The sequence below is a fragment of the Rhizobium sp. 18055 genome (assembly GCF_902706285.1).
Classification (GTDB): Bacteria; Pseudomonadota; Alphaproteobacteria; order Rhizobiales; family Rhizobiaceae; genus Rhizobium.
Map to the genome: position 1 here is coordinate 78,547 of NZ_CACSKD010000020.1, position 11,030 is coordinate 89,576.

Annotated in this window: 12 protein-coding genes; 1 reads left to right on the forward strand and 11 read right to left on the reverse strand. The window is 56.8% G+C overall.

The genetic code is table 11. From position 1 onward, the window contains the following. Positions 1 to 23 precede the first annotated feature (23 nt). Positions 24 to 1,145 carry a DUF1214 domain-containing protein gene (locus tag GVL52_RS25165; RefSeq protein WP_200847896.1) on the forward strand — a complete coding sequence of 374 codons (1,122 nt, stop codon included), beginning with the start codon at positions 24 to 26 and terminating at the stop codon, positions 1,143 to 1,145. Here the strand turns inward: GVL52_RS25165 and GVL52_RS25170 are convergent. From GVL52_RS25170 to GVL52_RS25220, 11 genes are all read right to left on the reverse strand, one after another. Beyond that, on the reverse strand, positions 1,135 to 1,341 hold the full coding sequence (locus GVL52_RS25170) for a hypothetical protein (RefSeq protein ID WP_160012158.1): 207 nt from the start codon (positions 1,339 to 1,341) through the stop codon (positions 1,135 to 1,137). The genes GVL52_RS25165 and GVL52_RS25170 overlap by 11 nt on opposite strands. Before the next feature lie 335 nt (positions 1,342 to 1,676). Further along, positions 1,677 to 2,441: an SDR family NAD(P)-dependent oxidoreductase gene (locus GVL52_RS25175; RefSeq protein WP_160012180.1), complete on the reverse strand. Its 765-nt coding sequence runs from the start codon at positions 2,439 to 2,441 to the stop codon at positions 1,677 to 1,679. A 32-nt stretch (positions 2,442 to 2,473) separates the two neighbouring features. Further along, positions 2,474 to 3,784: a histidinol dehydrogenase gene (gene hisD / locus GVL52_RS25180; RefSeq protein ID WP_160012159.1), complete on the reverse strand. Its 1,311-nt coding sequence runs from the start codon at positions 3,782 to 3,784 to the stop codon at positions 2,474 to 2,476. 167 nt (positions 3,785 to 3,951) lie between these two features. Further along, complete coding sequence (locus tag GVL52_RS25185; RefSeq protein WP_160012160.1) at positions 3,952 to 4,821, reverse strand: SMP-30/gluconolactonase/LRE family protein; 870 nt, start codon at positions 4,819 to 4,821, stop codon at positions 3,952 to 3,954. 2 nt (positions 4,822 to 4,823) lie between these two features. Then, positions 4,824 to 5,738: a TIM barrel protein gene (locus GVL52_RS25190; protein ID WP_210254114.1), complete on the reverse strand. Its 915-nt coding sequence runs from the start codon at positions 5,736 to 5,738 to the stop codon at positions 4,824 to 4,826. Next, positions 5,738 to 6,871 (reverse strand): Gfo/Idh/MocA family protein, encoded by a 1,134-nt coding sequence (locus GVL52_RS25195; RefSeq protein WP_160012162.1) that lies wholly within the window; start codon positions 6,869 to 6,871, stop codon positions 5,738 to 5,740. The genes GVL52_RS25190 and GVL52_RS25195 overlap by 1 nt, the downstream gene beginning before the upstream one ends. A gap of 18 nt (positions 6,872 to 6,889) precedes the next feature. After that, positions 6,890 to 7,693, reverse strand: a complete 804-nt coding sequence (locus GVL52_RS25200) for an ATP-binding cassette domain-containing protein (RefSeq protein WP_160012163.1) — start codon at positions 7,691 to 7,693, stop codon at positions 6,890 to 6,892. Between the two features lie 11 nt (positions 7,694 to 7,704). Next, positions 7,705 to 8,820, reverse strand: a complete 1,116-nt coding sequence (locus tag GVL52_RS25205) for an ABC transporter permease (protein WP_160012164.1) — start codon at positions 8,818 to 8,820, stop codon at positions 7,705 to 7,707. A 57-nt stretch (positions 8,821 to 8,877) separates the two neighbouring features. After that, complete coding sequence (locus tag GVL52_RS25210) at positions 8,878 to 9,813, reverse strand: sugar ABC transporter substrate-binding protein (RefSeq protein WP_160012165.1); 936 nt, start codon at positions 9,811 to 9,813, stop codon at positions 8,878 to 8,880. A 51-nt stretch (positions 9,814 to 9,864) separates the two neighbouring features. Then, entirely contained in the window at positions 9,865 to 10,632 is a 768-nt protein-coding gene (locus tag GVL52_RS25215) for an HpcH/HpaI aldolase/citrate lyase family protein (protein ID WP_160012166.1), read from the reverse strand. Next, positions 10,622 to 11,030: NAD(P)-dependent oxidoreductase (locus GVL52_RS25220; RefSeq protein WP_280179117.1), on the reverse strand; the 409-nt coding region annotated here is incomplete at its 5' end. The genes GVL52_RS25220 and GVL52_RS25215, both read right to left, overlap by 11 nt.

Genomic DNA, 11,030 nt, shown 5'->3' on the forward strand with positions numbered 1-11,030 from the left:
CGATCATATGAAAGGTGACAACGATGAAGAATTTGAAAGCATTTTCACCGACAGCCGAGGGGAGAGTGGCACTCTTCGCCACCGTTGCCATGAGTATTGAATTCGCCTTTCGGAGAGTGCGGCTTTCGAGAAAGGTTCTTAGCGAAGTGATGACGGTTGCCGCAATTTTCTGCGCCACCGCGGCTAATGCCTCTCAGCTGGTTACGCCAGAGAACTACGCCCGCGCAGAGGTGGATCAATCCTTCAAAAGTATCGTGGCGGAGGTTGGTCCAAACAAGTTCCGTCACGATCGATCGCTGATGCCGCTCGATAAGCAACCTGCCGTAACGATGAATCGTGACACTGTGTATTCCTTCGGCGTATTCTACGTACCGGCGGGTACGACGATCACCTTGCCGAAATCTGCCGACGACCGATACCAGTCGGCAATGATCATGCAGAATGACAACTACACCGATCAGGTATTCTACGCGCCTGGCACTTTCGAGATTAAATCGGAAACCGAATTTGCCGCCGTGGTCATGCGGACCCAGATCGATCCTTCTGATCCTGGCGACATCGAGAACGTGAAAGCTCTGCAAGATGGTGTCAAAGTAAAGTGGCCAGAAGGAACAGTACCGAAAGAGTATAAGGTCGTTGAATGGGATCAGGCTAGTCTCGCGACCCTGCGCGCCGAATATCAAAAAGAAGCGGCAAAACTGCCCAATTTTAACGAAACATCCGGTGCTCGTGGAGTCATTAAACCCGAGATGCTTCGCCTCAGTGCTTCAGTAGCCTTGGGCCTTCTTCCTGCAAATGATGCCGTCTACATCTATCGGGACTATGGGTTAAGCGGCGACAAATGCTATGAAGCAACCTACGCGAAACCGGATTTCAACAAGGGCGGCTTCTTCTCATTCACGATGTATGGCTCCGACAAGTACCTGAAGAGCGATAATTCTAACCTGAACAATCGCGCTATGAAGTTCAACGACGATGGCACGGTCACGTTGCGTTATGGGCCGAAAGAGAAATGCGGCGAAGCGGCCAACTGGTTGCCTACGCCGGGTGACAACTGGTACCTCGGTATGCGAATATACAGACCGGGCGAGGCGGTTGTCAGCGGAAAATACACGATACCCGACCCAACTCCGGTCAAACAGTAGGATGGAGACGGATTTTATCCGATCCGGTTTGAAAAAAGGGCAATTTTGACAGAAAAGTTTCGCGCGGCGCTCTGATATTATGAATAGTCATGCCGTTCATCAGCTTCTCAGCGGTAAAGCCGATCATATGGCGTAGCAAATCTGCGTCCGCACTCTTCTCAACCAGCGAGCGCAGGTTCATCATATCGTCGGTCATCGGTGGTGTCCTTCAGGTTGGTCCTAAGCAACTCGACCCTACCGGAAATAACCGATGGCTACGAAATCCAGCTACACCACTCGCTGGGACACGATCGTGATGCAGGCTCGTGAGCGCTACAAAGCCAACTGAAGGATCAATTTTCACCTGCAGATCAGATGCCTCCGATGGTGCTTGGCGCGGCCGTGTAGTTAAGCGCAGCAACTGCGGACGTTTGAATCTTACACAATCACTTCGCCTTGAATGAGATCTGAACCGCCGACCCGCTGATCAGGCAAGCGCTTCGAAATGTATACGTCTCAGATGCTGCCGGCTTTTCTCGAGCTCCGACATATCTACTCTGCAGTCCAGCCCCCATCGACCCTGAGCGCTGTGCCGGTGACCATCGCTGATGCGTCAGACGCCAGATAGACGACTGCAGCCATAATATCCTCAACTTCGCCGACCCTTCCAAGCTTTATCTTCTCGGATATCCACTTCACACGATCAGGATTGGAGAATGTCTGCTCGGTCAATGGTGTCCGGATGAAGGTGGGGCATATGGTGTTGACGCGAATTCCCAGCTTTCCCCATTCGATGGCCATCGACTTCGTGATCCCTTCGATGGCGTGCTTGGTGCCGCTGTAGACAGCGCGGTCGATCCCACCGACATGCGCCATCTGTGACGAAATCGTCATGAGGGAGCCGCTCATCGCCCTGCTGATGAGCCCTTTCGCCACTGCCTGAAGGAGGAAGTAAGCTCCTCGCACGTTTATCGAGAACACTGCGTCAAAGTCCCTAAAGTTCGTATCGACAGCCGGCCCATGGATCGCAAGGCCGGCGCTGTTGACGAGGATATCGAATGGACCTTTCGACGCTATGGTTTCCGATACGCTCTCGACATTCGTGATGTCGAGAGCGATCGCATCAGCGCTAAACCCGGCGCCGTTGATGGATTTCGCGGCCTCGTCGAGCTTCGGAGACTGGCGTGCCGCCACCGAGACAGCGGCGCCAGCTTCAGCAAGTGCCACAGCCGACGCAAACCCGATGCCGGAAGATGCTCCGACGACGAGGGCTTTCTTGCCATCAAGGCGAAACGAGGGAGTGCGTGGAAGCGACATGCTCATGAGGATGACTTTCGAAATTTCGCCCGTTACTCTGCAGCGGCGCCGTAAGGTACGTTACGGCCACCATAGCGGCGGACGCGAACATTTGCCTGCTCTGCATGGCCAACAAATCCTTCGAGCATGCAGAGACGAGAGCAATAAGCCCCGATTTCAGCGGCAGCCTGATCCGTTACTACCTTTTGGTACGAGTGCGTCTTCAGAAACTTCCCGACCCACAGACCACCCGTATAGCGACCCGCTTTCTTCGTGGGAAGCGTATGGTTGGTGCCGATGACCTTGTCGCCGTTGGCAACATTCGTGCGCGGCCCGAGAAACAGGGCGCCGTAAGAATGCATGTTCTCAAGGAACCAGTCGTCCCGATCAGTCATGATTTGCACGTGCTCGGAGGCGATGTCGTTTGCGACGTCGAGCATCTCTTCATAAGTATCGCAGACGATGATCTCACCATAGTCACGCCAGGATGCGTAGGCACTCTCTGCTGTCGGGAGGATGGTGAGGATGCGAGCGATTTCGGCTTCCGTCTCACGGGCGAGCTTCTCGGAAGTGGTAACGAGAACAGACGGAGAGTTGTAGCCGTGTTCAGCTTGCCCTAGCAGATCGGTGGCAACCATTTCTGCATCGACTGTTTCATCGGCGATGACCATCGTCTCAGTCGGGCCGGCAAACAGGTCAATGCCCACCCGGCCGTAGAGCTGGCGCTTGGCTTCCGCGACAAAAGCGTTGCCGGGTCCCACAAGCATGTCGACCGGCTTGATGGTCTCAGTTCCGATCGCCATCGCTCCGATAGCCTGCATCCCACCCAGAACGTAGATCTCGTGCGCTCCGCCCTTGTGCATGGCGGCAATGATTGCTGGATGAGGCTTGCCCTTCTGCGCCGGCGCTGCAGCAACGATGCGAGGTACGCCCGCCACCGAAGCTGTCAGAACGGACATGTGTGCCGAGGCTACCATCGGGAACTTGCCGCCCGGTACGTAGCAGCCGACGGATTGGACCGGGATATTGCGGTGGCCGAGAATGACACCAGGATAGGTTTCGACCTCGACGTCCTTCATCGAGTCTCTCTGGATTTGCGCGAACTTCCGAATCTGGGCCTGTGCGAACTCGATGTCGGCCATGTCCCGAGCCGACACTTTATTGATGGCAGCCTCGATTTCGGACTGGGAGAGCAAGAAAGAGGGAGGAGAGAATTTGTCGAATTTCTCGGAAAGCTCCCGAACGGCCGTGTCGCCACGGGTTTCGATGTCTTTCAACGTCGCTTCGACGACTGCTCGGACCTTAGCGTCGTCCTCTGCCCGGTCGGCGGCTGGCTTTCCAGCTTTGCGATGGCGGATAGTCATGAGGCAATCTCCTGCAAATTCCGGACGCACCTGACCGCGCCCATACGATGTGGGGTTCTTTTGATGTAAGTTTGGCCCGGAGGCAGTGTTTCAGATTTCGGAATGACGCTTAGTTTGGGCAATCTACCCGAACGATCACGCAGTCCTCTTCCCTTTCAGGGATTTGGCTAAATCTCGGCGAGGCGTTGTGGAACGCCTGGCACCTTGACCTGAACAGAGAACAGTCCGCCTGCCAGCGGCGCCGCCTCGAGCTCATCTTCAGTGTGCATGACACGAAGGGTCGTAGCAAAAAGGGTTCGCCCATCCTTGCCACCCAGCGTCACGCAGGTAGGGCCCTTGGTGGGGAGGCGGACGGTTTCCTGAAGAACACCTTCCGAACTGACCCGAACCAGGCAACCACCCCAAACGCGAGCATTCCAATAGGAGCCCTCGGCGTCGACCACCGCGCCGTCCGGAAGACCGTCTGCGATTTCAGCCGGAGCTAGAGGAGAAAGCTCCTCAAGAGCTGCCCAAGCTGTAGTGCCGACCATAAAGCGGCGAACCGTTCCCTCTGGCGTATCGGCGAAGTACATAATGTCGCCAGACGGAGAGAATGCAATACCGTTGCTGATTGTGATTCCTGACAGAATTTTTGTGACCGTTCCGTCCGGCGCGCATCTGTAGACTGCAGCAACAGGCTTGCGATCCCGCTCGTCGAATGTCCCGAACACCACGCCACCAAAGGGATCCACGGCGGCATCGTTGACGCGAGTCTGAGGAAGATCCGCCTCGATGACCGAGATTGTATTGAACGTTCGGAAGTTCGCATCACAGGTCACGATCCGCGATGCCAGCCCTACCACGAACCCCGCAGTCTCGCGGGGCAGGACGAACCCTGCCCTTTCCGGAAGCGGGAAGACCGACACTGCGCCATCGCTTCCCAGCCTGTAAATGCGGCTTTCAACGATGTCAGTCCAATAGACAGACCCGTCACGAGGATCCCAAACACAACCCTCGCCCAGGGTATTCTTGCAATCGACGACGCAGGTGGCTTCCATGGTCAGCTCCTTGCAGATGACGACATGCCGATCGAAGCGAGGTACTCAAAGCTCTCGCGGGCATTGCTCAAGGGAGACGCGTCACCGGTCGGATCGACGTCCTGCTCGACGACAGCCATTCCCCGGTAGTCGATGGCAGAAAGTGCATCACGCACCTTTACGAAGTCGACGACCCCCTTGCCGAGCGGGCAGAAGATTCCGCGTGCGATCGCGTCGAAGAAACCGGTTCCGTCGGCAATGCAAGCCGCGTAGACTTTTTTATCGATATTCTTGAGGTGCATATGGCCGATGCGGCTTCCATACCGACGGATCAAAGCAATCGGGTCGATCCCCGCATAGGCCGAGTGACCTGTGTCGATGCAAAGGCCGACCAAATCTTCCGGCAGGTCTGCCATCGCGCTATCAAGCTCGTCTTCGTACTCGATATAGCATCCTGCATGAGCATGCAGGTAAGACTTCACGCCATATTCATTCTTGGCGATCTTCGCCAATTCGATAATTCGGCTGATCATCGCCTTCCAGTCTTCCGACGACAGACGTGGAGCATCCTTGGAGCGACCGGCAAAGCGGCCACGCTCATCTGAAACACAGTCGATGATCACGAGCCGCGGCGCTTGGAGGTCTCTGAGGATCGCACACGTCCGCTTCGTCTTGTCGACGACACCCGCAAACGCTCTCGGGTCCGTCAGCGGGTCGAACAAGCCGCCGGCCGAAAGACTGAGGCTCCTTTTTGCCAGCTCGTCCTTAAGTTTAGAGGGATCGGTCGGGAAAAATCCGACCGGACCCAGATCGATGGCAGAGAAACCCGCCGCTGTTGCCTCATCCAGCACCCTTGACCAAGCTGGGTTTTCCGGACGATCGGCAAAATCGACGCCCCAGGAGCAAGGCGCATTCGCAAGTTTATAGCAAGCGCTCATCAGACGATCTCCTCCGTCTTCACCCAGCGACCTTCGTCGGCGGATACCAGTACCGCTTCGACCACGCGGTCAACGATGTAGCCAAATTCGAAGTCTGCGGCCCACCTCTTGCCCGTTGCGACAGATTCGATCAGGCGACGGGCCTCGATGATCTTGAGGTCGTTGTAGCCAAGCGGATTTCCCTGAAGTCCGAAAAAGGCGGCATAGTCAGGGTGCTGCGGTGCGACCAGAACGCGTTTGTAACCGCGCTCTGCCGGATTGTCCGTCTGTCGATAGAAATTCAGTTCGTTCATGCGTTCCTGGTCGAAGAACAGCGCGCCTTTGGTGCCCTGGATTTCATAGGACAGGTATAGCTTGCGACCGGTTCCGATGCGGCTGGCCTCGAGATAGCCGGAGGCTCCGTTCTTGAAGCGGCAGATGAAGTGCGCCAGGTCGTCGTTTTCGACGGTGCGCTCGACGCCCTTGTGATCCTTACGCTTGGCATGAAGAACCTGCCGCGCGCCACTGACTTCGGAAACCTCCCCGACGAGGTAGTGTGCCAGGCTGAGGACATGGCTGGCCATGTCTCCGAGCGCCCCTGCTCGACCTGCTGCCTTGGCGTCCGTGCGCCAAGTAAAAGGGAAGGTTTCATCGACCATGTAATCGTTGTCGAACGTGCCCCTGAAGTGGAAGATCTCGCCGAGATCCCCGTTCTCGATGAGCTGTTTCGCATAGGCCTGGATCGGGCTGCAGAGATAGTTGAAGCCCACTAGGGTGACAACGCCAGCCTCTTTGGCAGCCTCGTGCATCGCGCGGGCCTCAGCGGCGGTGTTTGCCATTGGCTTTTCACAGTAGACATGCTTGCCGGCGGCGATGGCAGCCAATGCGATCTCAGGATGAACGTCGTTCGGGGTAGTGATGTCGATGACATCGACGTTCGGATCGTTGATGATGCTCAACCAGTCGCTCGTGTGCCGCTCGACGCCGAACCGGTCGGCAAACTCTTTTGCGGCCGCCTCGTTCACATCGGCAACCGCAACAATCTTGAGGGTTGCAGGATCGGTCCCGAATATGCGCGTGGCATTTTCGAAGGCGGCTGCGTGTGCTCGTCCCATCCAGCCTGCACCGATAAGCCCGATTTTAATAATGCTCACTGTATCTCTCCTTGAATATTAGATTGTTCCGCCAAGCTCTTCCGACAGGCTCTGCAGTTCCTTGCCGCCAGCCATCAGGTTCTGAAGCGCGTCGATCGCGATTTCGTCCTTGCGGTACATGCCGAGCGTCTTGCCGCGATTGAGTACCGTGAACCGGTTGCCGACAGCATAAGCGTGCCGGACGTTATGGGTGATGAAGATCACGCCCAGTCCCCTTGACCGGACGGCATCGATGTATTTCAGGACCATCGAGGTCTGGGCGACACCGAGCGCTGAGGTCGGCTCGTCAAGAATGAGCACCTTGGCACCAAAATAGACAGCTCTGGCAATGGCAACGCACTGACGCTCGCCACCCGAAAGCGTGCCGACAGCCTGGTTCGGATCGCGCACGTCAATACCGATCTTGCGCATCTCCTCATGGGTGACCTCGTCGGCAAACTTACGGTCGAACCATGAAAGTGGACCGATGCGCTTGACGGGTTCTCGACCCATGAAAAAGTTTCGGCTCACAGACATAAGGGGGATCATGGCGAGATCCTGATAGACGGTGGCAATGCCTGCATCGAGGGCGTCGCGAGGACTGCCGAACTCGACCGGTTTGCCGTCAACGAGGAATTCGCCAGATGTGGGCTTGTGAACGCCTGACAAGGTTTTGATCAAAGTCGATTTGCCTGCGCCATTGTCACCAAGGAGGCAGAGAACCTCACCGGAGCCGACGCTGAGGGAAACTCCGTTGAGAGCGATGACCGCACCGAAATGCTTCACCACATTCCTGATTTCAATGAATGAAGTTTCAGAGTTGTTGTTTTGACGTTGTAACATTGGATATCTCCTCAACGTTCGCCGGTGACGCGTTTGCGAATGATGTTGTTGAAGAGGACCGCCAGTAGGAGCATGCCGCCAAGGAAGACCTGATACCAGTCTTGATCGATCTGTGTGTAAGTCAGGCCGATTAGCACCATCCCGAAGATGATCGATCCGAAGAACGCTCCGATCGCCGAGCCATAGCCGCCGGTCAGAAGGCAGCCGCCAATGACGGCTGCGATGATGGCCTCGAATTCCTTCTGGAAGCCTCGGCGGGCATCCGTCGACCCGGCGTCGAGCACCGTGAGGATGGCGACCAAAGCTGCAGCACAGGCTGTCAGAATGAAGAGGATGGTTTTGACGCGAGCCACCGGGACGCCGGAATTGCGGGCAGCATTGGCGTCACCACCAGATGCAAAAATCCAATTGCCGAAGCCCGTACGGATGAGGAGGTAGGTTGCGACCAACGCGATCAGCACAAACCAGATGACCGCGACCGGAACACCTGTGACCGTCGGACTTCCATTCGGGAACTTTGCGATCATGTCGTGATCTGCAAGATACTGAAAGAGGCCTGTGAACGCATTGCCGGAAAACATCGGCGACAGCGGGCTGTTCGCTACCGCATCCTTGATGCCACGCATCTGTGTTGCGCCGCCTGTTGCCCACTTCAGGCCGACCAGCGACAGACCGCGCAGCATGAACATGAACGCGAGCGTCACGATGAAAGACGGCAGCCCTGTTCGCAGCACGATCTGCGCATTAACGATGCCCAGAAGTGCCGCTACGGCAAGCGTGAGAAGGATCGCGACGCTCAAGGGCATGCCCCAGACAACGATCGCCGTGCCGAAGATCATGCCGCTAAAGGCAATCGCCGAGCCGATGGAAAGATCAAATTCACCGCCGATCATCAGGAGAGCCGCGGCAATTGCCAGGATACCGAGTTGTGCGGCCGGTGCCATGAAATTCATCACACCCGCCATCGTGAACATCTGCGGGCTCGCGGTCGTGAGGAAAAAGACGAAAACAAAGATCAGACCTGCAATCGCGCCAAGCTCCGGTCTTCTGATGAGCGAGGCTGCCAGCGACACGCGGTTCAGACGTTCGTCGTTCGCACCATCTGGTGCCTTGGTTATATCAACCATTTTACTCTCCCGATCAGGCATGGACCGCTCCAACACCGCCCATGCCCTCTCTCATGCTTATCGGATTGACTTCTTGGAAAGCTCCAGAACCTTTGGTGCTTCCTTGGCGGTGATGAAATTCGGGCCACTTTCGATCAGGCTGTTGGCGGGCAACAGTCCGGAGCGGATGTAGTTGGTCAGGAAGACGACGCCGAGGTAGCTTTGAAGGTAAGGCTGGGCTTCAGCCGCAAACACTGCTTTACCGTCGATGATGTCCTGCAGAAAGCCGGGCGAAAGATCAAAGGAAACGACCTTGACTTTGGTATTGCCCGTCGACTGGGCGGCATCAACTGCAGGCTCGCCTGCCTGACCGGCGCTGAGTGCAACGATCGTATCAATCTGCGGATCGCTGGCAAGTGCTGCCGTGACCTTCGACTTCACTTCCTGGTAGTCGTTGGTCGTCGGCAGAACCGCGACTGGTCCTCCAAAGCCGTCGGAGACGCCACGGCAACGATCATCGAGGGCGGTGTTGCCAACTTCGTGATTGATGCATATCGCCTTCTTCTGGCCCATTTCCTTCAGCTTCTCGCCGACCCGCTTACCAGCCGGATATTCGTCCTGTCCGATGTGGATCAAAGTGCCGAAGCTCTTGGCAACGCCGACGCCGGAGTTGACCGAAATGACCGGGATGCCGGACGCAGTCGCGCTCTTGATCGCATCCTTGAGCGCGTCAGCGTCAGGGATGGTGACGATAATACCATCCGGCTTTTGGTTGACCGCCGACGTGATGAGCTGGGACATACGGACCATGTCGAAGGTTTCAGGCGCGACGTAGTCGAACTTGACGCCCATCTGCTTGGCTGCGTTTTCGCCGCCATTCTTGACGATGTTCCAGTAAGGATCATCCGCCAAGCCGTGTGAGATCATGATGATTCGCTCTTCAGCGAAGCTGCTTGTCGCGACACCAACAAGCGCGGCTCCCGCGATCAATGCCAGTTTGATGTACTTATTCATGCTACTCTCCTCCCTTGCGACGGTGCAAATGCACCACCTGTTGCTCCGCAATCAGTTGCGGATACTCCGTGCTCCACTCGCCTCCGCGATCAGAGCCGATTTCAGCAGATTGACCTCGCTATTTGGAACGACGAAGTCGAAGCCTTCGCTGCTTCGGCGTGCCGCTACCGAGCTCGATGGGCAGAAAATGCCAGCATGCTTGCCGTGGGCCTTCGCGCTGGCGAGGCAGCGCAGGATGGCTTCACGGACTGTCTCGTCCGTTGGGTCGCCCAGTGTCCCCTTGCCCAAGGCAAGTCCCAGATCATTCGGACCGACAAAAATGCCATCGAGCCCATCGACCGCGCAGATTTCGTCCAGCGCGTTCAACCCATCAAGTGTCTCGATCATTCCAAGCCGAACGATGGAGCGATCGGCGTGCTGGAAATAGTCGGCGCCGCCGTAAAGAAGACCTCTGGCAGGGCCAAAGCTTCTTTCACCGAGTGGCGGATACCGGGTCGCAGCAACAAAGGCTTCCGCCTCCTTCACGCTGTTGATCATCGGACATACGATCCCGAAAGCACCCGCATCGAGCGCCTTCATGATGACCGGAGCGTCGCAAGATGGCACGCGCACGATGGGTGTCGCGGGGGTCGAAGAGATTGCCTGCAACATGCCAATCATGGTCTGGATGTCGGTCATGCCATGCTGCAGATCGACCAGGACGCAGTCGTAGCCTGCCCACCCTGCGATTTCGGCGGTGTAGGAATTGCCGATCGACAACCAGGCTGAGACCACGGCCTCGCCCTTAGCCCACATGTCGCGAATATTGTTATTCCGCATTGGAGATTTCCTTCAGGACCGACCTGTTGACGACCAGCGACGGATCAAGTTTGTTATCCAGACCTGCAAGCGCATTGAGTGCTGTCATCACGCCCATCGCGACCAGGGATTCTTCAGTTAGAGCTGCGTTGTGGGGACTGAGGACCACACGCCTCTCCGAAACGAGGCGATCGGTTACAGGTAGCGGCTCGACGGCGAACGTATCAAGGCCGGCTCCACGCAGGCGTCCGTCTTCCAGCGCGTTGACAAGCGCCTCTTCATTGACGATGCCGCCGCGGGCGGTATTGACGACGATAGCGCCGCGCTTGATTTGGTTGAGGGCGCCGTCATCGATCAAATTACGCGTTGAATCCGACAACGGTACATGGAGCGTCACGACGTCTGCGACCGCAAGACCA